The organism is Phyllobacterium chamaecytisi (assembly GCF_020164455.1).
GTDB lineage: Bacteria > Pseudomonadota > Alphaproteobacteria > Rhizobiales > Rhizobiaceae > Phyllobacterium > Phyllobacterium chamaecytisi.
This window is the reverse complement of sequence record NZ_JAIQWW010000012.1, coordinates 37,323-63,033: the sequence shown is the minus strand read 5'-3', so window position 1 is coordinate 63,033 and position 25,711 is coordinate 37,323. Positions and strand designations below refer to the sequence as shown.

Annotated in this window: 24 protein-coding genes and 1 tRNA gene; 16 read left to right on the top strand and 9 right to left on the bottom strand. The window is 55.2% G+C overall.

The features are described 5' to 3' along the window. Positions 1-17 precede the first annotated feature (17 nt). Positions 18-1,559 carry a sugar ABC transporter ATP-binding protein gene (locus tag LB462_RS18380; RefSeq protein WP_224510996.1) on the bottom strand — a complete coding sequence of 514 codons (1,542 nt, stop codon included), beginning with the start codon at positions 1,557-1,559 and terminating at the stop codon, positions 18-20. A gap of 71 nt (positions 1,560-1,630) precedes the next feature. Beyond that, the gene (locus LB462_RS18375) at positions 1,631-2,659 is read right to left on the bottom strand and encodes a substrate-binding domain-containing protein (RefSeq protein WP_224510994.1); all 1,029 of its coding nucleotides are present in this window, start codon (positions 2,657-2,659) and stop codon (positions 1,631-1,633) included. A gap of 428 nt (positions 2,660-3,087) precedes the next feature. Here LB462_RS18375 and LB462_RS18370 point away from each other — a divergent pair, with 428 nt between their 5' ends. From LB462_RS18370 to LB462_RS18360, 3 genes are all read left to right on the top strand, one after another. Continuing rightward, positions 3,088-3,528, top strand: a complete 441-nt coding sequence (locus LB462_RS18370) for a low affinity iron permease family protein (protein ID WP_224510992.1) — start codon at positions 3,088-3,090, stop codon at positions 3,526-3,528. A gap of 179 nt (positions 3,529-3,707) precedes the next feature. Beyond that, positions 3,708-3,857, top strand: a complete 150-nt coding sequence (locus tag LB462_RS18365; RefSeq protein WP_106666964.1) for a DUF1127 domain-containing protein — start codon at positions 3,708-3,710, stop codon at positions 3,855-3,857. Between the two features lie 200 nt (positions 3,858-4,057). Further along, entirely contained in the window at positions 4,058-5,605 is a 1,548-nt protein-coding gene (locus tag LB462_RS18360) for a VOC family protein (protein ID WP_224510990.1), read from the top strand. Positions 5,606-5,643: 38 nt separating this feature from the next. Here LB462_RS18360 and LB462_RS18355 read toward each other — a convergent pair whose 3' ends face one another. After that, on the bottom strand, positions 5,644-6,597 hold the full coding sequence (locus LB462_RS18355) for a ring-cleaving dioxygenase (protein WP_224510988.1): 954 nt from the start codon (positions 6,595-6,597) through the stop codon (positions 5,644-5,646). Between the two features lie 167 nt (positions 6,598-6,764). Here LB462_RS18355 and LB462_RS18350 point away from each other — a divergent pair, with 167 nt between their 5' ends. From LB462_RS18350 to LB462_RS18335, 4 genes are all read left to right on the top strand, one after another. Then, complete coding sequence (locus LB462_RS18350) at positions 6,765-7,706, top strand: LysR family transcriptional regulator (RefSeq protein WP_224510986.1); 942 nt, start codon at positions 6,765-6,767, stop codon at positions 7,704-7,706. Between the two features lie 204 nt (positions 7,707-7,910). Next, positions 7,911-8,186, top strand: a complete 276-nt coding sequence (locus LB462_RS18345) for an HU family DNA-binding protein (RefSeq protein ID WP_099997835.1) — start codon at positions 7,911-7,913, stop codon at positions 8,184-8,186. Positions 8,187-8,462: 276 nt separating this feature from the next. After that, positions 8,463-9,734 (top strand): L,D-transpeptidase family protein, encoded by a 1,272-nt coding sequence (locus LB462_RS18340; RefSeq protein ID WP_224510984.1) that lies wholly within the window; start codon positions 8,463-8,465, stop codon positions 9,732-9,734. Then, positions 9,710-9,994 carry a sulfurtransferase TusA family protein gene (locus tag LB462_RS18335; RefSeq protein ID WP_370637224.1) on the top strand — a complete coding sequence of 95 codons (285 nt, stop codon included), beginning with the start codon at positions 9,710-9,712 and terminating at the stop codon, positions 9,992-9,994. The genes LB462_RS18340 and LB462_RS18335 overlap by 25 nt, the downstream gene beginning before the upstream one ends. Position 9,995: 1 nt before the next feature. On the opposite strand, the gene LB462_RS18330 is transcribed toward LB462_RS18335, so the two are convergent. Both LB462_RS18330 and LB462_RS18325 read right to left on the bottom strand, forming a co-directional pair. Beyond that, entirely contained in the window at positions 9,996-11,135 is a 1,140-nt protein-coding gene (locus LB462_RS18330; protein WP_224510981.1) for a CobW family GTP-binding protein, read from the bottom strand. Further along, positions 11,135-12,247, bottom strand: coding sequence for a D-alanyl-D-alanine carboxypeptidase family protein (locus LB462_RS18325; RefSeq protein WP_370637218.1), 1,113 nt, complete (start codon positions 12,245-12,247; stop codon positions 11,135-11,137). Before LB462_RS18325 ends, LB462_RS18330 begins: the two co-directional genes overlap by 1 nt. A gap of 162 nt (positions 12,248-12,409) precedes the next feature. Here LB462_RS18325 and LB462_RS18320 point away from each other — a divergent pair, with 162 nt between their 5' ends. Further along, the gene (locus LB462_RS18320; protein ID WP_224510969.1) at positions 12,410-13,579 is read left to right on the top strand and encodes a M20 aminoacylase family protein; all 1,170 of its coding nucleotides are present in this window, start codon (positions 12,410-12,412) and stop codon (positions 13,577-13,579) included. Positions 13,580-13,657: 78 nt separating this feature from the next. Then, a tRNA-Arg gene (locus LB462_RS18315) sits at positions 13,658-13,734 on the top strand. A 214-nt stretch (positions 13,735-13,948) separates the two neighbouring features. Here LB462_RS18315 and LB462_RS18310 read toward each other — a convergent pair. Further along, positions 13,949-14,758 carry a mechanosensitive ion channel family protein gene (locus tag LB462_RS18310; RefSeq protein ID WP_224510967.1) on the bottom strand — a complete coding sequence of 270 codons (810 nt, stop codon included), beginning with the start codon at positions 14,756-14,758 and terminating at the stop codon, positions 13,949-13,951. Positions 14,759-14,871: 113 nt separating this feature from the next. Further along, positions 14,872-16,086: a precorrin-6y C5,15-methyltransferase (decarboxylating) subunit CbiE gene (gene cbiE / locus LB462_RS18305; protein WP_224511176.1), complete on the bottom strand. Its 1,215-nt coding sequence runs from the start codon at positions 16,084-16,086 to the stop codon at positions 14,872-14,874. A gap of 120 nt (positions 16,087-16,206) precedes the next feature. On the opposite strand from cbiE, the gene cobG reads away from it, so the two are divergent. From cobG to purU, 5 genes are all read left to right on the top strand, one after another. Next, positions 16,207-17,589, top strand: coding sequence for a precorrin-3B synthase (cobG, locus tag LB462_RS18300; RefSeq protein WP_224510965.1), 1,383 nt, complete (start codon positions 16,207-16,209; stop codon positions 17,587-17,589). Further along, positions 17,582-18,208 (top strand): precorrin-8X methylmutase, encoded by a 627-nt coding sequence (locus LB462_RS18295; RefSeq protein ID WP_224510963.1) that lies wholly within the window; start codon positions 17,582-17,584, stop codon positions 18,206-18,208. Before cobG ends, LB462_RS18295 begins: the two co-directional genes overlap by 8 nt. Beyond that, on the top strand, positions 18,208-18,948 hold the full coding sequence (locus tag LB462_RS18290; protein WP_224510954.1) for a precorrin-2 C(20)-methyltransferase: 741 nt from the start codon (positions 18,208-18,210) through the stop codon (positions 18,946-18,948). Before LB462_RS18295 ends, LB462_RS18290 begins: the two co-directional genes overlap by 1 nt. Next, positions 18,945-20,393: a precorrin-3B C(17)-methyltransferase gene (gene cobJ / locus LB462_RS18285; RefSeq protein ID WP_224510952.1), complete on the top strand. Its 1,449-nt coding sequence runs from the start codon at positions 18,945-18,947 to the stop codon at positions 20,391-20,393. The genes LB462_RS18290 and cobJ overlap by 4 nt, the downstream gene beginning before the upstream one ends. A gap of 132 nt (positions 20,394-20,525) precedes the next feature. Then, positions 20,526-21,380 carry a formyltetrahydrofolate deformylase gene (purU, locus tag LB462_RS18280; RefSeq protein WP_224510951.1) on the top strand — a complete coding sequence of 285 codons (855 nt, stop codon included), beginning with the start codon at positions 20,526-20,528 and terminating at the stop codon, positions 21,378-21,380. 12 nt (positions 21,381-21,392) lie between these two features. Here purU and LB462_RS18275 read toward each other — a convergent pair whose 3' ends face one another. Then, positions 21,393-22,316, bottom strand: a complete 924-nt coding sequence (locus tag LB462_RS18275) for a 2-hydroxyacid dehydrogenase (RefSeq protein WP_224510949.1) — start codon at positions 22,314-22,316, stop codon at positions 21,393-21,395. 179 nt (positions 22,317-22,495) lie between these two features. On the opposite strand from LB462_RS18275, the gene LB462_RS18270 reads away from it, so the two are divergent. Continuing rightward, entirely contained in the window at positions 22,496-23,698 is a 1,203-nt protein-coding gene (locus LB462_RS18270) for an alpha-hydroxy acid oxidase (RefSeq protein WP_224510947.1), read from the top strand. Between the two features lie 3 nt (positions 23,699-23,701). Here LB462_RS18270 and LB462_RS18265 read toward each other — a convergent pair whose 3' ends face one another. After that, positions 23,702-24,469 (bottom strand): glycosyltransferase family 2 protein, encoded by a 768-nt coding sequence (locus LB462_RS18265; protein ID WP_505483630.1) that lies wholly within the window; start codon positions 24,467-24,469, stop codon positions 23,702-23,704. 527 nt (positions 24,470-24,996) lie between these two features. On the opposite strand from LB462_RS18265, the gene LB462_RS18260 reads away from it, so the two are divergent. Next, positions 24,997-25,698, top strand: coding sequence for a glycosyltransferase (locus LB462_RS18260; protein ID WP_224510945.1), 702 nt, complete (start codon positions 24,997-24,999; stop codon positions 25,696-25,698). Positions 25,699-25,711: the final 13 nt, after the last annotated feature.

Below are 25,711 nucleotides of genomic sequence, written 5' to 3'. Positions count from 1 at the left end.
CGTCTCCCATACTTTTCTCAGGCGGCATGTTCTGATGCCAGCCGGTTTTGTGCAGTTTGCGCATTGACGCCTGACGCGAGCCGGATAACCGCTTCTTCGCTCATCGCTTCCGCATCCAGTTCACCAGCCACCGTGCCTTCGCGGATGACGATCACCCGATCACACAGCCCTAGCAGTTCGGGGAGTTCGGAAGAAATGACGATGATGCCAATTCCGGAGCTGGCGAGTTCGCGCAGCAGCGTGTGGATTTCGGACTTCGCCCCAACGTCTATGCCACGCGTCGGTTCGTCCATCACTATCACCTTGGGCTGGACGGCGAGCTGTTTGGCAATCGCAACCTTCTGCTGGTTACCGCCGCTGAGCGAGGACACCGGTGCATCGACACTGCCCATGCGAATATTCAGTTTCCTGGCAAAGTCGCCGGCCAGCTTTGCTTCTGCCCCCGCGTCGATCAACCCAAGGCCCCCGGTAAGCGCGTCCAGGTTGAGAACCGAGATATTCTGGGCTATCGAAAGGTCCAGGAATACGCCGGAGCCCTTGCGGTCTTCCGACAGATAAACGAGACCTGCGTTCACCGCGTCCGCATAGTTTCTTATCGCCTGCGGCTTGCCATGGAGCAGGATTTCGCCGCTCGTAGTGGCTCGCAAGCCGCAGATCCCTTCCGCGATTTCCGTGCGGCCGGAGCCAATGAGACCACCGATGCCAAGGATTTCACCCTTCATAAGCTCGATGTTTACACAATCAAAACGGTGATCGTCGCCAAGGGCGCGAACCGAAAGAACCACCTCATGCGATCGTTCCCCGACCTGTTGCTTGGGTGGATAGAGTTGCGTAATCTCGCGTCCGACCATAAGGCGTACAACGTCGTCAGGTTTAAGATCGGCAACGGGCTCTGTCGACACATGGTGGCCGTCACGCAGAACAGTCACCCGGTCGCAAAGGTCGAATATCTCGGCCATGCGGTGGCTGATATAAATGATCGATATCCCGTTGGTCTTCAAACCGCGGATGATCTCAAAAAGTATGCGCGTTTCCGCTTCAGTCAGTGCGGCGGTCGGCTCATCGAAAATGAGGACACGGCAGTCGAGCGTCAGGGCCTTGGCGATCTCCACGAGCTGTTGGCTGGAGATTGGCAGATCACCCGCCTTGCGGCGAACGTCGATTGGCGCGAGCCGGTTCATTACGTCTTGTGCCTCGCGTTCCAGCTTGCGGTAGTTCATCAGCAGCGAGCGCTGCCGGCTGGTGGTTGCCATGAAGATGTTTTCCGCAACGCTGGCGTCCGGGCAAAGCGCAATTTCCTGGTGGACTAATCCCAGGCCTAGAGATTGTGCAGCGGCGGGCGATCCGATCTTCACCGTCTTGCCTTCCAATACAATCTCTCCCTCATCTGGTTGCAGAACACCTGCGATGATGTTCATCAACGTTGACTTGCCGGCGCCGTTTTCACCGCAAAGCGCATGAATCTCACCACGGCTAAGGGAGAAGCTCACGTTCGTCAGCGCCTTCACTGCACCGAAATGTTTTGTGACGTTGCGGATATTCAGAACCGGATTTCGCATGACGCACTCTTCCAACTGGCTTCGCAAGGTGGCTACCCGGACTTGCCGTCCGGATAGCCGGCTGCAATGGCTTATTCCTCAATGCCTTTGGTGCCACGACGCTTGAGGTATTTGTCCCAGAAGAAATCGTCCGCATTCTCGGCGGTGACAATGGAAAGCCCGTTGTCCACGAAGGGAATGCTCATCGGGTTGAATCCTGCACGCTTGGCGTCGTTCATGGGATCGATCAGTTCCGGATGCTTGGCCAGCCAGAGCAGCATGAAGCCCATGTAGCCCTGCATGCCCTGATTGGGGTTGATCGAGCCGAAGACTTCACCGGCCTTGATCATGTCAAGGATGTTGGCGTTGACGTCCGCACACATGACGAGAATCTTGCCACCGCTTTCCTTGTTAGCCTGGGCGGCGCCGATGGCCGAGTTCGCCTCCGGCATGAAGACGGCCGCGAGATTAGGATTGGCCTGAACGATACTCATCAAGCCCTGATAGGCCTTCGTCGGATCCTGGTTTGAGGCTGCTCTGCCAACGAGCTTCATGTCGGGCCACTTTGCCTTCATACGGTCGATAAAAGCCGTGACGCGCTTGTCGTGGTTATCCTGCCCGGGATTCTCGAGGACGGCATATTCGCCCTTGCCTCCGAGCTTCGTGGCGATGGCGTCGGCAGCATAGGTGCCCTCGCGTATATTGTCGGACGTGATGAAGGAAATTCGCTTGGAAAGCGGCGAATCGGCCGCGAATGTAACAACTGCCGTGCCTTGACCGATCGCCCGGTTGATCGGCTCTATGAATGGATCCGAGTTCATCGGGTGAACGAGAATGCCGGCAGGATTCTGCGCGAGTGCCTGGTCGAAGCTGGCGATCTGCTTGTTGACGTCATATTCCGGTGTTCCGGTATAGGCAGTTTCGCAACCGAGCTGCTTTCCCGCCTGCTTGAACATTTCATAGACAGGGAACCAGTATTCAACGCCAGAAACCATGACGTTCATGACGTATTTTTCGCCTGGCTCGCAGCGAAACGGCGATTCTTCGGCAGCTTTGGCGGGGGCTGCGGAATACGCCATGACCAGGACTGCCATGGCAGTTGTGCTTAAAAAAGTGCGCAAGTGTCCTCCTCGAGGCCGAAGCCCCTCCCATTGGTTTCGTGGTGCCTCGCAAGCCGCCACTATTCGTTGTGAAGTCCAGCAATCCTCCTCGAAATGCTGTCGGAGCAATCAAGCCTAAAAGAAAATCTTTGTCAATATAATTCAGTACATGAATTATAATTCACGCACTATGCCCTCCGGGTTTCGATTGGAGCTTAGTCGTCTACAATCCATGGTCGAAGGGAGCCAAACAAACGATGGCTGCTTCGCATGGTGGCGCGCACTGCTGCACGATAGCCAGACTACGAATCGCCAGAGGTTCGCATCCTCGGGCGCGCCATTTCCCCACAGTCTCACGATCCAACAGCCCTGGGTAGCTTGCAGCGCCTCGTGGAACATTTCGCGCCGCACCAAGTTATCTCCTCGCTGCTTGTCGGGAGGACGACACCATGTTTGGCAAATTGTTTACGCGGATCGCCAACGACGTTGCACTGGCTGCCGGCAAGCCGCTTACCTTCATACTCTGTTGCTTGGTCGTTGTCGTTTGGGGCGTGACCGGCCCAATTTTTGGCTTTTCCGACACCTGGCAATTGATCATCAATACCGGCACGACCATCATTACATTTCTTATGGTCTTCCTTATCCAGAATACGCAAAACCGCGATGGCGTTGCGATTCAGGCAAAACTCGACGAATTGGTGCGCGTGAGCGAGGCCAAGAACGCCTTTATAGGCATCGAGCATCTGACCGAAGAAGAGGTCGAGAAATTCCGCAAGCAATGCGAAGCCGCTGCCAAAAAGGCTGACAAGGTGTTGGCGGAAGAAGCTGCAAACCAGTCAACTAACCGTCGCTCGCCTGCGAGAACGTCCAAGGCAAGAGTCCGAGCCTGATCAGTAAGCAAGAATGTCAAATCGACCTTCAGCGCCTGGCGTTTCGCACGGAGGTGATCCATCATTTCGTTGCAAAGCAGCTATGCAAACTTGTCACTGCAAGTTTGGCAGGCTGTCTACTATATGAGCAGCATGATCGAAAAATGATCAAACAAACAAGAACTTACAAGGTGAGTGAAATGAACCTGATCCGCTCTTACAATAATTGGCGCCGCTATCGTGACACTGTCACGGAACTGAACCGCCTGTCCGCACGTGAACTGAATGACCTCGGCATTTCCCGCGGCGACATTTCTTTCGTCGCCAAGAAGGCCGCTTCGGCTCAGTAAGCAAATTCGATTAACCTCCGGGGCGTTCTCCTCCCAAGTCACGGATGGTCTAGAGATCAGTCTCCTCCCAGCTGATCTTTACAAATAGCACCCACCGCTCCTCCCGCGGTGGGTGTTGTTTTTTGGAGATGTTCTTCCAAGCGTTGCATCCCTGCTTTCTACCCCGTAACAGTCGACTATTGACAGGCCGGGAGATACTCATGACAGGCGGCATTCACCACATCACCCTGATCACGCGGAAGGTTCAGGCAAATGTCGATTTTTATGCCGGCTTCCTCGGTCTGCGCCTCGTCAAGCGCACGGGCGGTTATGAAGACGCAACCCAGCTCCATCTCCTTTATGGGGATGCATCAGGCAATCCAGGCTCTCTGATTACCTTTCTCGTATGGGAAGATGGTTCACCGGGCCGCGTCGGCTATGGGCAGCCAAGCGAAATCTCGCTCGCTATTGCTCCCGATAGTATCGGATTCTGGCTGACACGTGCTCTGCAATTCAACATCGCTACGTCAGGACCAGCACAGGAATTCGGCGAACCGGTGCTGCGTTTGCATGACCCCGACGGCGTGATCGTGAAGCTCGTGGGAACCCAAGCCGTAAAGACCGGCGATCTTTGGGTCGGTGGCGAAATTCCTGCATCAGATACGATAAAACGTATCCGCGGCGCAACAATTCTGACCGAAAAGCCGCAGGGAACTTGCACATTCCTTGCAGATTATTTTTCTTACATTTCAGGCGAGCAAACCGAAACGATCACAAGAATGGTTTCAGCGTCCGGCGATTGCATCGACGTTCGCGATGCAACTGGCTTCTGGAGCTCGGCACCTGGAACCGGAACGATAGATCATATCGCGTTTCGGGCTGCGGACATTCCCACTGTAACGGGAACTTATGATCGCTTGGTCGCGCATGGAATGACTGCAACGGCACTGCATGACCGGAAATATTTCCACTCGATCTACGTGCGAGAGCCTGGTGGCACTCTGCTCGAAATGGCCACCGACGGTCCCGGCATGCTGATCGACGAAACACCAGAGAAGCTCGGCACCCGGCTGTTCATCCCACCGCATTTCGCTGAGGAGGCCGAAAACCTGAAAGTAATGCTGCCGCAATTCGGCTTGCCGAAAGAGGAGCGTTTCGTCTATCGCGAACTTCCGTTCATTCACCGGGTCTACATCCCGGAAATCACCTTTGGGCAAACTCTGATCCTTCTGCACGGGACGGGGGGCAACGAGACCAGTCTCATGCCGTTTGCTTCGAAGGTTGCCCCGCATGCCACCCTGATTGGTCTGCGCGGACGCAGCACGGAAGAGGGTTCGGCCCGTTGGTTCCGGCGCTTTGGACCGCTGAGTTTTGATCAAAAGGACATTCGATCGGAGGCCGAAGCACTTGCCGCGTTTATAGAGGGCGCGGTTGATGCCTACGATCTGGATCTCCAACGAACTACTTTTCTCGGCTATTCCAATGGCGCAAACCTTATTGCTGCAATGATGGAACTGCATCCGGGCATTGTCCGCAATGCAGTTTTGTTGCGCGCAACAAAAGTGCTGGAAGAGACGCCAAAGGCTGATCTTCTTGAGACGAAAGTCCTTGCAATCACCGGCGACCACGATCTGTTTGGAGCGCATGCGCTCGCGCTTGAGGCGGAACTGCGGGGCGCCGGAGCTGATATCACCGTCAAGGCAGTGTCCGCCGATCATGAAATCGGAACGCACGACATTGACGCGGTTCAGCAATGGTTGACCCCATAAAGGAACAGGCCGAAGTTTCTCCGGCCTGTTCAATTTCACTACGACAGAGGCTTGAGCCCGGCTTCGATCGAAGCGCGCTTGCCTTCAAGGAATGGCGGCAACGACAAGCCCTCCCCGAGAGTCTCCAAGGGCTCATCGACCGTGAAGCCCGGACCATCTGTGGCGATTTCGAACAAAATGCCGTTCGGTTCGCGGAAGTACAGCGAGCGGAAGTAGTAGCGTTCCACCTCACCGCTTGACGGCATCCGGAATTCGTTCAGGCGTTCGGTCCATTCATGCAATTGCTGCACGTCCGGCGCGCGAAATGCGACGTGATGCACAGCACCAGCACCCTGCCTTGCAGCCGGAAGATCCGGTTGAACGGCCACGTGCAATTCAGCAGCAGGACCACCCTCGCCCATTGCAAACACATGAACATGCCCTGCACCGTCCGGAGATGGGTAAGTGTTGACCTTGCGCATATTCATCACATGAAGAAGGATCGCTTCCGTGTTGGTAATATCGGGCACGCTGAGGGTGATTGGACCGAGCCCGCGGATCTGATGCTCGGCCGGAACAGGGCTTCTGTCCCACGGGTGCGACGCTCCGGTGCCGCCATCATTGATGAGCCGGAACCGTTGTCCTTCGCCATCTTCAAAATCGAGCGAGTCATAGCCACCAATTTCGGCAATATCACCGGACTTTACGCCGAGTTCGGTAAAGCGAGCTTTCCACCAAACCAGACTTGCTTTGCTGGCCACACGCAAACCCGTACGCGAAATGCTGTGCGTACCGCGACTTTCGGGTCCAACCGGCCAGTCGAAGAACGTGAGATCGGTGCCAGGCGTTGCCTCTCCATCTGCATAGAAGAGGTGATAGGCGCTGGTGTCGTCTTGATTGACGGTTTTCTTGACCAGTCGCAGGCCAAGCGTTTGCGTATAGAACCGCAGATTTTCCGGCGCATTCGCCGTTACAGCAGTCAAATGATGAATACCTGTCAGTTGTAAGGTCATCGAAGCCTCCTGAATTGGTTCGTTCGGGCATAATCGCCGTTGGCCTCAATATCTGCGTTGTGTAGAGGCCGATAAAGAGCGGATCTCTGCAACTTGTGTTCGACAGAAACGAACCAAGGAGGGATACAGGTGTTTTAAATCGGCCTAACGTCCACTATAACCAAACAATGAAATGGCGCTTTGATGATCTTCTCACTTTTCTCGACGTAATGGAAACCGGCAGCGTCACCGCGACTGCCGCGCGCCTCAACCTTTCGAAATCAGTAGTGAGCAAGCGCATTTCTGATCTTGAAGGCGCACTGGGTATAGAACTGTTTCAACGTTCGCCACGCAAGTTACTCGCATCTGACCACGCCCGCGACTTTGTCGAGCGTATCAGGCCCTTGGTTAGGGAGATCGTTGAGGCCGCCGATACCGTTGGTGAGCGACATAGCGCCATCAGGGGCAGTTTGAGGATTGCCGCTCCGATGTCATTCGGCACTCTTTATCTTGGACGAATGATTGCCGATTTCGCCAGACAATATCCTGATCTGGAAGTCGCGGTAGAACTTGAGGACCGCATGGTTGATCTGGTGCGTGGTGGTTATGATGTCGGCATCCGTATCGGCATCCTCAAGGATTCAAGCCTTATTGCCCGCAAGCTTTGCACGGACGCCCGGGTTATTTGCTGCAGCCCGGCTTTCGCCGCAGCCAATGGCTTGCCAAAGCGACTCGAAGAACTGAGCTCTTTCGCCTGCATCGACTACTCAAACGTTAATACCAGCCAGCTATGGCAATTCGAAAACCCGGCTTCTCCCAATGATCCGATCTCGGTGGCCATGCATGGCCGCATCGTCGCCAATAATGGCGAAGCCATGCGCGACATGGCAATTGCCGGTCTGGGGCTGGTCCTACTTCCAATGTTCATTGCCGCCGACGCCCTGCGAGCGGGTACTCTCATTCCGGCGCTGCCAGATGTGACGCCAGTTCCCTACAAAATATATGCGGTGTATCCGCCTACACGGCATGTCGCGGCCAAGGTTCGAGCGTTTGTAGACCACCTTGTGCGCCATATCGGCGACCCGCCCATCTGGCAAATGATGGATCCTTTCCATGCTGAACGGCCCTAATTGAAGCCCACACTCTGCGAATCACTTGGCGCGGTTTGCGAGCCTCTTCAGAGCGTAATCTTGAATTTCATAGCCGGTTTTGAAAAAAACCCTGTAAACACTGGGTATAAACCCGCTTTTTGGGCGTTCTTACTGATGACAGAGCGGGAATCGCGTGCCATACAGACGCCTCCGATCAACGAATATACTGAGGAAACCGCCAAAATGAATACGTCCGATCTCATTGAAAAGCTCGTCGCTGATCAGGGTCTTACAAAAGTTCAGTCCAAGGCGATTGTTGATAGCGTTCTTAAGGGTATCACTGATTCCGTCGTAGCCGGCGATGAAGTTTCGCTGCCTGGCTTTGGCAAGTTCAAGGTCCAGTCGCGCGCCGCTCGCGAAGGCCGTAACCCTGCTACGGGCGCAACGATCAAAATCGCAGCGTCCAAGAAAGTTGCTTTCCAGCCTGCAAAGGCCCTGAAGGACGCGTTGAACGGCTAATTCGTTCGTCGTAAATTCAAAAAAAGGCGGTGCAGGTGCGCCGCCTTTTTTGTTCAACTCGGGCCAAGGCACATCACGGGATTTAGGAACACAGCGCTTCGCCATAAATCCGCCCTGTCTTCGTTGCAGGTCACGTATGTGCAATTGAGCAATTTGCTCAAGCGAAGTAAGGCTTTATCAACTATAACAGATGCATTTATGATGTGGCGGACCAGAGATCCGTACGTTTTAGGGGCCCTCGCGAACACAATTGATGGACTGGCAACAGCTGCAATAATGAAGACACTGGCACATATCCTTGCGGCATTCATGCTAACCCTGCTTGTTGCGGGTTGCCAAAACTCGTCGATCGACGACCTGTCTCCTAATGGTGCCGGAACGCAGTTGCCGGAGAAACTCGTCCGCAGCATGAAGGCGAAGGGCATGAGCCTTACATCGCCCGTCATGTTTCGCATATTCAAGGAAGAAAACGTCCTTGAAGTGTGGAAACGCAAGGACAATGGCCGTTACGACATGGTCACGAACTACCAGATTTGCAAATGGTCCGGAAAGCTTGGCCCCAAGTTCATCGAGGGTGACCGTCAGGCACCTGAAGGATTCTACGCAGTTCGACCGGCGCAGATGAATCCGAAATCGAGCTATTATCTCTCTTTCAACACTGGCTTTCCCAATGCATTGGACCGCGCCCTTGGCCGAACCGGTGCCAATTTGATGGTCCATGGCGCGTGCTCGTCATCAGGTTGCTACTCAATGACTGATGCACAGGTCGCGCAGATTTATGCTTTTGCCCGGGATGCATTTAAGGGCGGTCAGGAATCTATCCAGCTTCAGGCCTATCCTTTCCGTATGACCGCAGCCAATATGGCGCGCTACAAGGATGATCCGAATTACACCTTCTGGAAAAACCTGAAAGAAGGTTACGACCACTTCGAAATTACCAAGGTGCCCCCTAAGGTGGATGTCTGCGAGAAGAAATATGTCTTCAACCACACGTCCGATCCTAACGCGCCGATTGCAGCGACCGCAACCTGTCCGCCTTCCGATCAGCCAGAATCGCTAAAAATGGCGTATCAGTCGTATCAAACCAGCTACGAGACAGCGTTCTCTACAATGGTCGGCAAAGGCAAGATCACACCACCCAGCCGCTCCATCCAGGGCATTGCAGAAGCCAAGATCATTGCTGACTGGAGCGCTCGCCGTGCTCGGGGTGAGCGCGTGACGCAAGAACCGCCGTCTCTTTCGCCGCAGGACAAGGACTCTGCAACCAAGCCACAGGTCATGGTTCGGCTGGCTTCCGCCGTCGCAGCGGACAAGGCACGTGAGGAGCGTGACGCTTCTAAAAGAACGCGAATGGGAAAGAGCATGGCCTCCGCTGCGCCAGCACCCATCACCCTCGCACAGCCATCAGCTCCATCAACTCCAGCAGCCACCCAACAATTGACGCCTGCCCCGCAAACCACTGCCGCTGTTGCACCGGAAGCCCCTGCTGCTGCCGTCGAGCAGCCGGCGCCGGCGAAGAAGGCCTGGTGGAAGATTATCGGCAACTAGCGACCAGAAAAGTGATCATGCCGGAAAAAGCAATCATGAATGCCGCGATATATGACCTTCGCGGCTTGAATTGCCCCTTGCCGGTGCTCAAAACCCGCAGGAAGCTTGGCGATATGGTTGCCGGCAGCCGCCTATGGGTTGAAACAAGCGACCCGCTGGCTGTCATCGACATGCCTAATTTTTGTCTGACCGAGGGTCATAGGCTGATCGAAACACTCAGCGTCGACGGTGGCCACCGATTCCACATCGAATGCGGCTGATTTAGCCTAGTTTTACACCAGAAATTGCCAAGGGATTGTCAAAGAGCGCAGCACGGTCCGGCATATCGACCTGTGGCCGATCAAGAAATGCGTTGAAGAGCTGGCTGACATAGCTCTCGGGCAAATCCTTGACGATCATCACCAGGCGTGTTTCGCGAACGCCATCCGGCCACGCTGCCAGCCGCGCCGGTGGATGAAAAATCTGCTGTACGCCGTGTATGACAAGCGGCCGTTCCGGATTGTCCTCCAACTGCACGATACCCTTTACCCGCAGCAATTTTTCACCATGGGCCGAACGCAACAGGTCAAGGAACATGTCGAAGCTGGCCAGCGGTATCGGGGTATCGTGTTTCAACGAGAATGACCGGATATTCGCGTCGTGCCTGTTGACGTCGTGATGATGGTCCTCGCCGTGGTCATGGTGGTGCCCATGATCGATCTTGGCGTGTTCATACTCGCGATCACGGTAGGCTTCCGCCTTTAGCCAACGCTGAACATCGACGGTCTTGGTTTCTGGATTATAGACGCCGCATTCGAACAACGCCGCGTATCCGGTGCGCGGGTTAGCGACATCGATCAGGTCGGCCCCTGGATTTAACGCAGCGAGCCTTGCGCGCAGAACTGGGAGGCCTTCTTGTGCTTCCGGCAAATCTGTCTTGGTTATAACGATGCGATCGGCAACAGCAGCCTGCTTTATCGCTTCCTCGTGCGCGTCGAGCGTTGCCATGCCATTGATCGCGTCGACGGTGGTGATCACGCCATCAACGCGAAAGGCCTGCAACAACACCGGATGTCCCATGACGGCATGCAGAACCGGTGCGGGATCGGCAAGCCCGGTCGTCTCGATTATGACCCGTTTCAATCGCTGCAATTTGCCCGTCTGCAATCGGTCGATCAGATCTGAAAGCGTGTCGACCAGGTCTCCGCGTACGGTACAACACAGACAGCCATCGGAAAGCTCTATGATGCCGTCTGTGGCTTTCTCGACAAGTAGATGATCAATGCCCACATCACCGAATTCATTGATAATCACCGCCGTATCGGAGAGAGCCGGATCCTTCAGCAGCCGGTTGAGCAACGTCGTCTTTCCCGACCCTAGAAAGCCGGTTAGTACCGAGACCGGTATGGGAGCGTCGACCATTAATTCACTGCCTTCAAGGCCTCGCTTGCATCCGTCACCGACGAGCGATCTGGCCGCGGCATCGGAACAGGAACCCGGTTCAACTCCATCCCCAATGAATTGATCTTCGCCGGCAGCAGCGCAACTTTTTCCACTGCCGGTTCATGTTCCATCCTTTTCATATAAGGTGACCCCTGAACGATGTGCCCTTCGAGGTCCTTGCCATCCCAGGTATCGGACCCCGATGCCTCCTTCGAACAAACACTCGGCCGCATGTTGACAGCCACGTCGCGTGTAGGTGCACCATAGGGCTGCAATGTATCGATCGTCGTGCCACTGCTCTGAGTCTCGAAACCTTTGGCAAGAAGTTCCGCTGCCTTCGTAGCCCGCGTTGTTAGCTTTAATTCGCCCAGCACCACCGTGATAATCGTCCTGCCGTTGCGAGTTGCAGAGCCGATCAGATTGTAGCCTGAGGGGCAAACAAATCCGGTCTTCATGCCATCCGCACCCTCAAACCGACCGATAAGCGCGTTCAGATTGGGCTGAAGCTTCTTGCCGCCATAGTCGATGGCTTCAATATCGAAATAATGCGCGTACTGCGGAAATTCACGGCGCAGCTGCAGTGTCAGGATCGCGAGATCCCGCGCAGTCGTATAATGGTCATCCGAGTGAAGACCGTTTGGATTAACGAAATGCGAACCTGTCATGCCGAGACGTTTGGCTTCGGCGTTCATGAGCACAGCAAACTTGTCGGAAGAACCGCCCAACGTCTCACCCACCGCCATGGCGATATCGTTGGCGGACTTGACCATCATGATCTTGAGCGCATTGTCCAATGTCAGCTCGGAGCCAACTTTGTAACCCATCTTGCTTGGAGGCTGTTTGGCGGCAAGCGCAGTGATCTTGATTGGCGTATCCAGGGTAACCTGGCCCGATTCAATCATCCGGAACACCACGTAAACGGTCATCAATTTGGTCAAAGACGCGGGATACCAGCGCTGGAAAGCGTCCTCTTGCGAGAGGATTTCGCCGCTGCCGGCATCGACTGTAATGTTCGCACCAGCAAGGGCCGCCGATGCAGCGGTCATCGATATCACGCAACACGAAAGAAAGAGCGCTACAGTTTTCCGCATTCCTGAAATCCGACCTGTCTATATAAACAACCTGGAAAGGCGTTAAGCCGCGCTTCACACCGGGCTGCAATGCCCTTATCTATCTTATGTGGCAGGCAAAAGGCAAAACACCTTTATTCTGTTCACTGAAATGTCAGACCTGGATTTTGGAGTTGCCCTCGAATGCCTTTGCTCAATCGCGCGATCGAAATGCAGGACGAGGTTTCCGCGTGGAGGCGTCATCTGCATGAGAACCCAGAAATAATGTTCGATGTGCACGAGACAGCGCGGTTCGTTGCAGAAAAGCTGCGACAATTCGGTTGCGACGAGGTGGAGACCGGCATTGGGCGTACCGGTGTCGTAGGAATCATTCGCGGGCGTCATGGCGAAGGTCCGACTGTGGGCTTGCGCTCCGATATGGATGCGCTGCCACTCACTGAAATTACCGGAAAGCCCTGGGCATCCCGTACGGACGGCAAAATGCACGCCTGCGGACATGATGGCCACACCGCAATGCTCTTGGGTGCCGCGCAATATCTGGCCGAGACCCGTAACTTTGGTGGTTCAATCGCGGTTATCTTCCAGCCCGCGGAAGAAGGCGGTGGCGGTGGCCGTGAAATGGTCAAGGACGGCTTGATGGAGCGCTTCTCCATATCGGAAGTCTATGGCATGCACAATATTCCCGGACTTGCCATTGGTCAGTTTGCCATTCGCAAGGGCCCGATAATGGCAGCAACGGATGAGTTCACCATCATTGTCGAAGGTCGCGGCGGCCATGCAGCGCAGCCGCACCGGACGATTGACCCCGTCGTCATCGGCGCTCAATTGGTCAATGCCCTGCAAACCATCGTCTCGCGCGGTACAGACCCACTTGATTCTGTCGTTCTGTCCGTCACCAAGTTTCATGCCGGCGATGCCCATAACATTATTCCTCAACGGGCCGAACTCGCTGGCACCGTTCGCACCTTGCGCCCAGAAATGCGCGACTTTGCCGAAAAGCGCCTGATCGAGGTCGCTGAAGGCGTTGCCGGAGCTTTGGGCGCAACCGCAACTGTCAATTATGCCCGCAACTATCCAGTAACGTTCAACCATGCTCGAGAAACCGACTTCGCGGCTAATACCGCTCGCAGGGTCGCTGGAAATGATGCGGTCAACGAGGAAGTCGCGCCCATGATGGCCGGCGAGGATTTCTCCTACATGCTGGAAGCACGTCCAGGCGCGTTTATTTTCATAGGCAATGGTGAAAGCGCCTCGCTGCACAATCCCTCCTATGATTTCAACGACGATGCAATCCCGCACGGCATCAGTTACTGGGTGCAGCTGGCCGAAGCAGCTCTCCCCCCGTCATCCTGATTGGCACCGGACTGCTGGAAATTTCCACTGATCTTGAGACTTGGCGACCGCCGCGAAAAACAGTATGTCAGGTCAGTTGGTCCCGTAGCTCAGTAGGATAGAGCGACAGATTCCTAATCTGTAGGCCACTGGTTCGAATCCAGTCGGGATCACCATACTGCCTTCCACCACATTTTTCGGTCAAGGAACGATCCAGAAAGCGTCCGTGCTGTATTCATTCGAAAGCGGTACTTGCAGTTGCAAAGCAAATGCAATATCGTGTAGTGATATGCCCTATACTAAGTTTATGGCCGCTTCGATCTGTAGTCGAAGCGGTCCTTTTTTGATGTCCGGGGTCAACGAGGCGTTGTTGTCTGGTTGTTCGCCAAATTAGCGATTCGACTCTGCTTTAGCTGCCATCGTAGCCCGCACGCTTTTGTTAAGATCGGCTTTGGCAGACTGATATTCGTTGACTGAAGTCCAGTAGCGTAATGTTATTGCTGCGGTTGCATCACCCAACTCGGCCACAAAGGCTGAAGGAGTCGGGTCTTTCTTGACTCGCTTGTCGGCTTCAGTCAGCTCAATCAAGGATTTCTGCACCTGGTCCAAATCATCCTCGTTGGAAACAGTAATTGTGATGTCATTGCGACGAATACCGTTTCGGGTAAAGTTTTTCACGGGCAAGGTCCAAAGCGTCGAATTTGGCGCAAGGATGTATATGCCATCCGCCGCACGCAATCGCGTCGCAAAGAGTCCAATTTCTTCGACTGTACCGCTTATGCTGCCCACCTCCACATATTCGCCAATGCGAAGGGGACGGAGCGCCAACAGCATGATGCCTGCGGCGATATTCTGCAGAGTTCCCTGTAAAGCCAGCCCGATTGCTAAGCCAACGGCACCGATGGCGGCAATAACCGAGGCCGTCTGGATGCCGAATTGACCGAGCACCATAACCACGACAAGGCCGAGCACCACATAGCGCGCGATCTTGGAAAAAAAGCGGCGTAATGTCAGGTCGAAGCCGCCGACTTGCCCAAGCCCGGCATAGACCCAACGCTCGACGAGACCTGCAACGACGAATCCGATAATCAGCAAGAGAACCGCGCCAATTACCGAGAACGCGTAAGCAACAACAAGGGCGCTTGCCTCGCGAATACCAGTCTGAATTGCGGAAAACGCGTTCTGAGGATCAAGTTCCATGAGAGATTCCTTTCCGGCAAGAAAACACCAACCTTAAAACTGCGATGTTGGTTCCCCTATTGAAGGCAAAACGCCAGTAAATACTCGTAATGTTTCCTGCATTGAACGCGCAATCACATCGGCTTGCGAACCGCATAGACAGTAACTGGCAGGGCAGAACGCCAAGCATCGAAACCACCGAGAGGTTGCGCGTACGAAACAGCAAGCTTTGTGAGTTCGCCGCCATGGGCGGAGCGCCAGCCAACGATTGCCATTTCACTCTGAATTGTCACAGCATTGGCAACCAGGCGCCCACCTGGCTTGAGGCCCTCCCAGCACGCCTCCATTACCCCCTCATCGGTAACGCCGCCACCGATGAAAACGGCGTCGGGTTCTGCAAGCCCCTGCAAAGCCGCCGGTGCTTCACCGCGTACAAGTTGAAGGTCCGGCACACCCAATGCCCGGCTGTTGCGCAGGATCAAATCCTGCCGCTTGTCATTGGCTTCAATTGCCAAGGTCTGGCACGAGTTGTGTGCGCGCATCCACTCAATGCCGATCGAGCCACAACCCGCCCCGACATCCCATAAGAGTTCGCCCGGGAGCGGCGCAAGACGCGCCAGAGTAATGGCGCGGATATCCCGTTTGGTCAATTGTCCGTCATGTTCGAACGCTTCGTCGGGCAGACCGGCAAGCATAGGATAAAGCCGGGCTGGTGGCATCGCTTTGCCACAATCCACAGCAAGCACATTGAGATCGGCACAGCGAGGATGGTTCCAGGCATTTGCAGTCCCGTCAATTCGCCGCTCCGTCGCACCCGCCAGATGCTCCAGCACGGTTAATCGCGCTGAGCCGAACCCAGCGTCGCTCAGCATCTGCGCAACCTGGGCAGGTGTGCCGCCATCATTGCTGAGAATGAGCAACTTTGCCCCTGGCGCGAACGCCTTGAACAACGTCTCGATTGGCCTGCCATGAACACTCAGCAGTTGTGTTTCCTGTATCGGCCAGCCCATGGCAGCGGCCGCCAGCGAGAATGATGAAGGAGCCGGAATTATTCGCATCTCATCGGCCGCGAGATATCTCGTCAGAGTGGCGCCCATGCCGAAATGCATCGGATCGCCGCTGGCCAACACAGCGACAGGCTGGCCGCGCGAGGCAAGGAGCATGGGGTACGCATCTGAGAATGGGCTGGGCCATGCGATGCGTTCACCAGTCAGCCCTTTGGGCAGCAAATCCAGATGGCGCTTGCCGCCGAAAATCGTTACGGCCCCTGCCAGTGCATCACGGGCGTTCTGACCGAGACCACTATATCCATCCTCGCCGATCCCGATAATCGTCAGCCACCGCGCTATCATACATTCCATCCTTTTGTGCCCACCATGCATGCCCCAAACCGCTTGATGGGTCAACGAAGCGGGGCGCTACGAGAAAGGTTGGCACGCCCCGAGGCATCCTGTAAAACCGACAACGCCATGAGCCATCTGACAACCACTATCCAACGATCAACCGTCGAGGCGCGGCGCTCTGCCTGCCCGGGGTTGTTCCGCATGGCAAAGGCCCTCGACGGCGGTATCTGCCGTTTGAAACTGACCTTTGGCGATCTGAGCGCAGTGCAGGCGCGGTGCGTCGCCGATGCGGCACAGCGTTGCGGCAACGGCACGATCGAAATCACCAATCGCGCCAATCTGCAAATTCGCGGTGTGCGTCCGGAAATGGAAGAATCGTTAATCACGGCTTTGCTGGAAGCAGGGCTCGGCCCATTGAACGACCGAGGCGATGACGTTCGCAATGTCATGATCAGCCCGTTTGCCGGATTTGACCGGACGAGGCTGGACGTGCGGCCATTGGCCTTGCGCGTGCTGACGATCCTGCAGACGAATCTGCTCTACCAGACTCTTTCGCCTAAGTTTTCCATTCTCATTGATGGAGGCGAAAGCGTTGCGATGGTTGATCACCCCCATGATCTTTGGCTCAGTCCTATCGATCTGGAAAGTAGTGCGCCGCGCTTCGCCTTCGGCGTTGCAGGTGTGCCGCCCACACAAGCCGATGCTCAGCCTGCTCTAGGCAGCGTTGCAACCGGGCAAGCATTGGGGCTTATCACTGGCATTCTCGATATCTTCATCGAATGGCGCCGTGCACACCCGCAAGCTTCGCGCCTGCGTCATATGATAGGCGAGACGGGGGCAGACTATCTCGTAGACCAGCTCGAACTGCGCCTCGGAGCTCCGTTGCGAAGTGAGAAGATTGCGAACTGGCGCAGAGCCCCTGCCCGGGAAAATGGCCATCTTGGGCTCTGGCCGGAAGTGGACAACTCAAACTGTTTCGTGGGCGCCATGCCTCTACTCGGCCGCCTTGATCCGTACCTTTTGCAATCGCTTGCGGAACTTGCCGCCAAGTATGGCAACGGAAAACTACGCATGACGCCCTGGCAAAGCGTTCTCTTGCCGCAAGTTTCAATCGACGATGCAAAAACTACGCTCGCTGCGCTCGAAGCACTCGGACTTGTCACCAATCCTAAAAAGGTTCTTGCGACGATGATCAGCTGTTCGGGGTCGGCGGGATGCGGTTCGGCTTTGGCGGCCACCCAGTCAGACGGGCTGAAGCTGGCGTCACTATTACAGAGTAGTCCGGCAGTTCCGCCAATCCATATGAGTGGTTGCAGCAAATCCTGTGCGTCGCCCTCGGCAAAACCCATCACGCTCGTGGCAACTGCGGCCGGACGTTACGACATCTTTCTGTGCGCGACCAATGGACCGTCGCGTTTTGGCAAGCTATTGGCTGCCAATGTCACTATCGACGAAGCTGCCGAATTGATCGGTGAGAATTCCGGCTCCGGGGGGCCACTATATGCTTGACTATATCCGCGATGGTCAGGCGATCTATGATCGCTCGTTCGCTATCATTCGTTCCGAAGCCGATTTGAAGGGCATTCCAGCCGATCTGGAAAAGCTGGCCGTGCGCGTCGCCCATGCTTGCGGCATGGTCGATGTGATACAGGATCTGGCGTTTTCCGAGGGTGCCGCAGCGGCTGGTCGCAATGCATTACTGAGCGGCGCACCGATTTTGTGTGACGCACGTATGGTTGCGGAGGGTGTCACACGGTCGCGTCTGCCGGCCGGAAATCAGGTGATTTGCACGCTAGGAGATCCCTCGGTTGCCAAATTGGCGCTCGACATGGGAAATACCCGCTCCGCCGCAGCGTTGGAACTATGGCGCCCATACCTACCGGGCGCAGTTGTTGCCTTCGGCAATGCGCCCACTGCCCTTTTCCGATTGCTCGAAATGATCGACGAAGGTTCTGCAAAACCGGCGCTGATTCTCGGCTTTCCAGTCGGCTTTGTCGGCGCGATGGAATCCAAGGCGGCGCTTGCCGAGGACAGTCGTGGGATTCCCTATGTCGTCGTGCACGGCCGCCGCGGCGGCAGTGCTATGGCTGCTGCAGCCATCAATGCTCTCGCTTCGGAGAAAGAATAATGCCGAATCCCGGGCGACTTTTTGGACTGGGCGTTGGTCCCGGCGATCCTGAACTCATTACATTGAAGGCGTTGCGTCTGCTTCAGGCTGCCCCCGTGGTCGCTTATCATGCAGCCAAAGGCAAGAAGGGCAACGCCCTAGCTATCGTCGAGCGCTATCTCGATAACAAGCAACTCCTCGTCCCGCTGATTTATCCAGTCACGACGGAGATACTACCCGCTCATATGAATTACGATGCTATCGTCAGCGATTTCTACGGCGAGATAACTACGCTTTTGCGTACCCATCTCGACGCGGGAACGGATGTCGCGGTCATCGCCGAGGGGGATCCATTCTTCTACGGCTCCTTCATGTACATCCATGACAGACTGGCTGAAGACTACGAAACCGAAGTCGTGCCAGGTGTCTGTTCCATCCTGGGCGGAGCCGCCGTGCTTGGTGCACCCCTAGTTTATCGTAATCAGACGCTTACCGTTCTTTCCGGAGTGCTTTCTGCACAAGATTTGAAGACCCGGCTCGCCGCCACCGAAGCCGCAGCGATCATGAAGCTTGGTAAAAACCTCGCGAAAGTGCGCGGTGTAATCGAGGATCTTGGCCTGCTCGATCGGGCGCTTTATGTCGAACGGGCAACGATGGAGGCACAACGCATCATTCCACTGGCTGAAGTCGATCCGGAATCCTCGCCCTATTTCTCATTGATTCTCGTGCCGGGAGAAAAATGGGCGGGTAGCGCCGGATGACATATCCAATAGCCATATTGGTCCTTTCGGCGCTCGGCATGAAAACCGCATTGCGAATCAAAGCGAGCATGCCAGAAGTAACTATTTATGGGCTGGAAGCCCGTGTCGAAGGCGCCGATTTCTCCTACACGAACTTCGGCGAAACAGTCCGACAGCTCTATCAGAACGGTCATGCAGTCATCGCTCTCTGCGCCGCCGGCATTACTATCCGCTCCCTCGCCCGGGTTCTTGGTGACAAGGGAGCCGAACCGCCCGTTCTGGCGATAGCCGACGATGGCAGTGCGGTTGTTCCCCTCTTGGGTGGCACAACGGGCGTGAACGTTCTTGCCCGGCAGATTGCAGCTATTCTCGAGGTCTCACCAGCAATAACGACATCAGGTGAACTGCGGTTCGGCACTTGTCTGCTCAATCCTCCCCCGGGCTTCGAATTGAAAAATCCCGAGGACGCCAAGACATTCATTGCTGATTTGCTTGGAGGCAAAACTGTTAGAATAGAGGGGGACGCGCCCTGGCTTCAGGACGCTAACCTTCCTCTGGATGACGACGCGGAACTGCGCATTCTGGTGACGTCTTCGGATGTTGCACCCCACAAAGGCGATCTGGTTTTTCAACGCAAGCCGACAGATACCAAGAGCGTGTCCTCCGCGGAAGCTACCACCCTTGCTGGCCACAAGCATGGGCGACTCGCAGTGGTCGGTCTAGGGCCAGGGAACCCCGATTTCATGATTCCGGCGGTCAAACGCGTATTGAACAACGCCGACGATGTGCTTGGCTACGAAACCTACGTCCGCATGGCGGGACCTTTCCGCTCAGACCAAACCTTGCATATGACCGACAATCGCGAGGAAATGCAGCGCGCGCGACGCGCTTTCGAGCTCGCCGCAACGGGCCGGTCCGTCGTGATGGTTTCTTCCGGTGATCCAGGTATTTTTGCCATGGCTACTGCGGTGGTCGAGGCATTGCACGAATCTGTCGATGCTTCCTGGCACGCGGTGGAGCTGGAAATCCTGCCCGGAGTTTCCGCTGCGCTGGCGGCAGCCAGTCGCAGCGGCGCACCGCTCGGTCACGATTTCTGTGTTCTTTCGCTTTCCGACAATCTGAAGCCCTGGGAGATCATTGAAAAACGCATTTCATTGGCGGCCGAAGCGGACCTTGCGATGGCTTTCTACAATCCGATTTCAAGGCATCGTCCCTGGCAATTGCCACGCGCCATCGATATCCTGCGCAAGTACCGGAATGTTGATACCCCTATCGTCCTTGGCCGTGATATCGGCCGGCCTGCGGAAACCTTGCGTGTCATCACGCTTGCCGAGCTAACCCCCGATCAGGTGGACATGCGAACGGTGATCATCGTCGGATCATCGCTCACGCGCAGTTTTGAACGCAGGGACGGCGGCAAATGGGTCTATACGCCCCGCTGGTATGGAACCAAGCCCGAAAGTTGAACAGAAAGCCGTTCATTATCCGACTGGGGTCCATGCCGGAAAAAGGACTGAGCGCTTCGCTTTTGTATCGACGCCTTTCAATGCCGCTCACTATGATCCTGCAAGATCAGATCGCCTGCACCCGGAGTTATCATGCCAGACAAAAATTATGTTCTTACCCTTTCCTGTGAAGATCGACCGGGTATCGTTGCGTCGGTAACGACGGAGCTTGCCGGCATGGACGCGAATATTGCCGAGAGCAATCAGTTCTGGGACAGACAGACGAACCGCTTCTTCATGCGCATCGCCTTCACGGCGGCCGAAGGCACAACCAAGGATGATGTCGAACGGGCTTTGAAACCCGCCATTCAGCGCTTCGACATGAAAACCAGCCTTGTTGACCAATCGAAAAAGCCGAAGATCATCATCATGGTATCCAGGTTCGACCATGCGTTGTTGCATCTGTTCTACCAGATCAAGGTTGGCTGGCTGGACGCCGATGTTGCTGCGATCGTCTCCAACCATGAGGACAGCCGTCGCTTTGCCGAACATGAGAGCATCCCTTATCACGTCCTGCCGGTCTCCAAGGACAACAAGATCGAGCAGGAAGAGGCTCTGCTCAAGATCGTCAAAGACACGGGCGCAGACCTCGTTGTTCTGGCCCGCTACATGCAGGTCCTGTCAGACAATTTGTCGAAACGGTTGTTCGGCAAAGTCATCAATATCCACCATTCGTTCCTGCCGAGCTTCAAGGGTGCCAAGCCCTATCACCAAGCTTTCGAGCGCGGCGTGAAGCTTATTGGTGCGACAGCGCATTATGTGACGCCTGACCTCGATGAGGGTCCCATCATCGAGCAGGAGACCGAACGCGTTACCCATGCCATGAGCGCCGAGGACTTTGTCGCCACTGGCCGCGACATCGAAAGCCGCGTGCTGGCGCGGGCAGTAAAGAAACATCTTGAATCGCGCGTCATGCTCAACGGTCACAAGACGGTTGTATTCGGATAATCGCCAGCGGCTTCACCTGGCTGAAAAGTAGTTGTCCAGATTGGAAACGACACGGTCGGCCATCGCCTTGCGCGTTTCGACCGTGGCACTTCCCATATGCGGCTGCAGCACCACATTATTCAGTGCAAACAGTGCCTCGGGAACGTTCGGTTCGTCGACGAACACGTCGAGGCCCGCGCGCCCCAGTTCTCCCGATTGCAAAAGCTCGACCAAGGCAGTTTCATCGACGACGGTGCCGCGTGCGATATTGACAAAGGTTCCCTCGGAGCCAAGCGCCTGCAGGACCTCGCGCGAAATGACACCTTTCGTTGCATCCCCGCCGGGCAAAATTGCGATCAAGGCAGAACACCTGCGGGCCATTTCGACCAAATCGCTGTAGTGCTCGTATGAGACGTCGTGTTTCTTGTTGCGCGTGTGGTAGACGACCTCGCAACCAAAAGCAGTCAACTTTCTTGCGATGACGCTACCAATCCGGCCGAGCCCCACCAGTCCGATCTTCTTGCCTTCGATTCCCAACGCCAGGGGTGGTGTTTCCCCTCTTGCCCAGCGTCCCTCCCGAACGAACCGATCATTTGCAACGATGTCGCGGGTCGCAGCCAACAGAAGCGTGATCGCCATATTTGCCGTGTCTTCGTTAAGAACATCCGGCGTGTTGGCAATCTTTATTCCCTTGGTCTCTGCGTATGCAATATCGAGCGAATCCGTGCCGACACCAAACGAAGAAACGATCTCGAGTGCAGGCAGCAAATCGATCATATCCGCCTTGAGGCCAGTGAACGTACTCGTGACCGCCGCGCGAAAGCGTTCTGCATTTTGCTGCAGAAAGCCCAGAGCGTCTGTTTCCTCATAGAGCTTTTCAATTGCGTATCGCTTCTCCAACTCCTCCGTCAGGTAAGGCATGAGAGGGCCAAGCAAGAGGAGAGGTTGTTTTTCCATCAAATCGTATCCTGTCGAGTGCTTCCAGACCGAGTTAGGACAATAGCTATACTCGGGCATTAAAGACAAACCATTTGCTTATGAAGTATGCCTTTATCTGTGGTCATTTCGTGAGTTGGCGCTTGCCTTTTTGGATGCATTGGTGTGAAAACCATCGCACCATTGCTGCGGGACGGAACATGATAAAGACAGTTGAAATTGCCGATCTGAAAGAAATCGCCAAGCGGCGCGTACCAAAAATGTTCTTCGACTACGCCGATTCCGGTGCATGGACGGAAAGCACCTATCGCGCGAACGAAGAGGATTTCCGCAAGATCCAGTTGCGCCAGCGTGTTGCGGTCGACATGACCGACCGTACCCTCGAAAGTACGATGGTCGGTCAGAAAGTTTCCATGCCTGTCGCTCTCGCACCAACCGGCTTGACGGGTATGCAGCATGCAAATGGCGAGATGCTGGCGGCGCAGGCGGCCGAAGAATTCGGCGTTCCGTTCACGCTCTCAACAATGAGCATCTGTTCAATCGAGGATGTCGCATCGGTTACAACCAAACCTTTCTGGTTCCAGCTCTATGTGATGCGCGACCGCGACTTTATCTATAATTTGATCGACCGCGCCAAAGCTGCCAAGTGCTCGGCCCTGGTTCTGACGCTTGATCTGCAGATTCTGGGTCAGCGCCACAAGGATTTGCGTAACGGTCTTTCTGCACCCCCCAAGTTTACACCGAAACACATCTGGCAAATGGCCACTCGTCCACAATGGTGTATGGAGATGCTCAGGACCAATCGGCGTACATTCGGCAATATCGTCGGCCACGCGAAAGGCGTGGGCGATTTGTCATCCCTGTCAGTCTGGACAACCGAACAGTTCGATCCTCGCCTCTCCTGGAACGATGTCACCTGGATAAAGGAACGGTGGGGTGGCAAACTTATCATCAAAGGCATTCTCGATGTCGAAGATGCGAAAATGGCGGCGGCGACTGGAGCCGATGCGATAATCGTATCCAATCATGGTGGCCGCCAGCTTGATGGTGCACCCTCGTCCATATCGGTTCTTGCAGATATCGTCGACGCCGTTGGCGACAAGATTGAAGTGCACTTCGACGGCGGTATCAGATCTGGACAGGACGTGTTGAAGGCGCTCGCCATCGGGGCCAAGGGCACATATATCGGTCGAGCCTTTCTTTATGGTCTGGGTGCCGGCGGAAAAAGAGGCGTCACCGAGGCATTGGAGATCATCCGCAAGGAGCTCGATATTACGATGGCCCTATGCGGTGAGCGCGACGTCAAGGTTCTCGACCGAAACAATCTCTACAAGAGCGGGCTCGAAACAAAACCCCGAATGGCCGAGGTGAGGAAGAAGCGCGCCCGCACAGCCGACGCGTGAAATCTAAAACACGCTTTTGAAGAAGCCAAGACCGGACAACTGCTTCGAGTTCTCGAACTTTACGGAGACATCCGAAGTAAGGTTGTCGAGCCTGCCAGCCGTGATTGCCTCCAGCATGGTCTTGTAAGCGCGAGAACCCTTGAAGTATTGGCCGCCTTCTATCGCCTTTTTTACGAACTCTTCTGTTTCACTGAAGAATTTGAAATGCAGCAGTGAGCCGTAGATGGGAGAAAAGTTGCGGTGGAATGGCCATGGCTTGTGGATGCTGATGGTAAACGCGATGTCATGTTCCACGTAGAGCAGCGGGTATTTCATCAATTCATCGTAGTGTTCGGGATAGTCCAACAACCGCTCTCTTGGCCCTCCCATCATCGACATGGCCGAGTTGGTGCGGAACAGCCGATACCCTTGCCGGTCGAAGGTGTTGGCGATCTCCCAAGGCATGACGTCCGAGGAGCCGTCGAAGACCGCAGACTTGAGCGAGGCCGATGGATAGCAATCGATCATCGGTGCCGGGCAATGCAGCACTCCCTTTGCTTGCAATCCCGCAATTAGCTCGGGCAACTTTTTCGTCTCACACTCGTCGTAAATAAAGTACTCGTCGCAATCGACATTCATGTACCAGCGCTTGGTCCCATAAATCCGGACCAGAGCCTCACGCCAAAGATTGCCGCCGTTTGCCTGGCGATACCGGATATTCGAACCAAAGAGATCGACATCATTTTCGTCGAGCAGTTTTTCTCGAGTACCATCTGTCGATTGGTCATCCACGCACAAAAATCGCGTTATTCCCAATTTGCGGTAGTGTGCGAGGAACGACGGCAGAAACTGAATGCTGTTATGCGTCAGAAAGATGAGTGGTATGTCTTTCGGCCCAAGCCGGCGGATGTCGCCTTTCCTTAAAGACAATAGTTGAACCGGGTCATGACGCTTCTTTACATTGAAGTTGCGCCAACGCGTGAGCAAGGACTGGCTTCGACTGCTCGGGAAAGCGACTGGACTGTCAGGACGGTATGGAAAGGGAATTTCCGGTCTTGGAAACAAGAAAGATTGGTGTCGTTTCAACAGTGGTTCCGCCTTGAACGAGAGTCAGTTCTTTGGTGAGTGTGACCCCAGGAGGCCGACCGATTAAACTTGCGCGTGTGGAAGGTCAAGTGCAGCCAGATGAGCGCCGGCGCCCGGCATTACTGACTTGAAAGCCGGAATGTGTGCCGCAATTTGGCGGCAATGAGGGGTTTTCCTTTTCCGCATTTGGTTTAAAACCCTACCCTGACTCTCAGAATATAAAGCGAGGCATTATGCAGAATGAACTTGATATCTATGTGGGATGGGACTCACGCGAACCGATCGCCTATGAGGTCGCCAAGAGCACTGTATTGAAACATGCGACCATCCCCGTTCGAGTAATTCCGATCAAGTTGGAAGAGCTTGTGGAAAAAAGCGCGTATACGCGTGACATCGACCCCCTCGCCTCGACTGAGTTCACCTATTCTCGCTTCTTCACGCCTTGGCTCGCCGGCTATAGGGGTTGGGCACTATTCTGCGATTGTGATTTCCTGTTTTTCGGCGATGTGGCGAAACTGCTCGAATACCGAGATGAAACGAAAGCGGTGGTCTGTGTCAAGCACGACTATACGCCGAAGGAAGGCACGAAGATGGACGGCAAAGTCCAGACCAGCTATCCGCGCAAAAACTGGTCATCCTTCATGCTATTCAATTGCGATCACCCGTCGACACGCCAACTCACCCCGGAACTTATCAATCGGGAGAGCGGTGCTTATCTGCACCGGATGCAATGGGCGCAAGACAACGAAATTGGCGAAGTTCCGGTTGAATGGAACTGGCTGGAAGGCTGGAACGAAAAGCCGGCGGACGGTTATCCAAACGCTGTCCACTTCACCAATGGCGGACCTTGGTTCAAGGATTGGCAAAATGTGGACTACGCCGACGAGTGGCGCGCGGCCGCCAGCGCGGTCGATCCGAATTGGAAAACGATCTGAATCTCAGATAGTC

Coding starts and splice junctions, on each gene's coding strand:
- LB462_RS18380 (WP_224510996.1), bottom strand. CDS start 1,559: ATGCGAAATCCGGTTCTGAATATCCGCAACGTCACAAAACATTTCGGT.
- LB462_RS18370 (WP_224510992.1), top strand. CDS start 3,088: ATGTTTGGCAAATTGTTTACGCGGATCGCCAACGACGTTGCACTGGCT.
- LB462_RS18365 (WP_106666964.1), top strand. CDS start 3,708: ATGAACCTGATCCGCTCTTACAATAATTGGCGCCGCTATCGTGACACT.
- LB462_RS18360 (WP_224510990.1), top strand. CDS start 4,058: ATGACAGGCGGCATTCACCACATCACCCTGATCACGCGGAAGGTTCAG.
- LB462_RS18355 (WP_224510988.1), bottom strand. CDS start 6,597: ATGACCTTACAACTGACAGGTATTCATCATTTGACTGCTGTAACGGCG.
- LB462_RS18350 (WP_224510986.1), top strand. CDS start 6,765: ATGAAATGGCGCTTTGATGATCTTCTCACTTTTCTCGACGTAATGGAA.
- LB462_RS18345 (WP_099997835.1), top strand. CDS start 7,911: ATGAATACGTCCGATCTCATTGAAAAGCTCGTCGCTGATCAGGGTCTT.
- LB462_RS18340 (WP_224510984.1), top strand. CDS start 8,463: ATGAAGACACTGGCACATATCCTTGCGGCATTCATGCTAACCCTGCTT.
- LB462_RS18330 (WP_224510981.1), bottom strand. CDS start 11,135: ATGGTCGACGCTCCCATACCGGTCTCGGTACTAACCGGCTTTCTAGGG.
- LB462_RS18325 (WP_370637218.1), bottom strand. CDS start 12,247: ATGCGGAAAACTGTAGCGCTCTTTCTTTCGTGTTGCGTGATATCGATG.
- LB462_RS18320 (WP_224510969.1), top strand. CDS start 12,410: ATGCCTTTGCTCAATCGCGCGATCGAAATGCAGGACGAGGTTTCCGCG.
- LB462_RS18310 (WP_224510967.1), bottom strand. CDS start 14,758: ATGGAACTTGATCCTCAGAACGCGTTTTCCGCAATTCAGACTGGTATT.
- cobG (WP_224510965.1), top strand. CDS start 16,207: ATGAGCCATCTGACAACCACTATCCAACGATCAACCGTCGAGGCGCGG.
- LB462_RS18295 (WP_224510963.1), top strand. CDS start 17,582: ATGCTTGACTATATCCGCGATGGTCAGGCGATCTATGATCGCTCGTTC.
- LB462_RS18290 (WP_224510954.1), top strand. CDS start 18,208: ATGCCGAATCCCGGGCGACTTTTTGGACTGGGCGTTGGTCCCGGCGAT.
- cobJ (WP_224510952.1), top strand. CDS start 18,945: ATGACATATCCAATAGCCATATTGGTCCTTTCGGCGCTCGGCATGAAA.
- purU (WP_224510951.1), top strand. CDS start 20,526: ATGCCAGACAAAAATTATGTTCTTACCCTTTCCTGTGAAGATCGACCG.
- LB462_RS18275 (WP_224510949.1), bottom strand. CDS start 22,316: ATGGAAAAACAACCTCTCCTCTTGCTTGGCCCTCTCATGCCTTACCTG.
- LB462_RS18270 (WP_224510947.1), top strand. CDS start 22,496: ATGATAAAGACAGTTGAAATTGCCGATCTGAAAGAAATCGCCAAGCGG.
- LB462_RS18260 (WP_224510945.1), top strand. CDS start 24,997: ATGCAGAATGAACTTGATATCTATGTGGGATGGGACTCACGCGAACCG.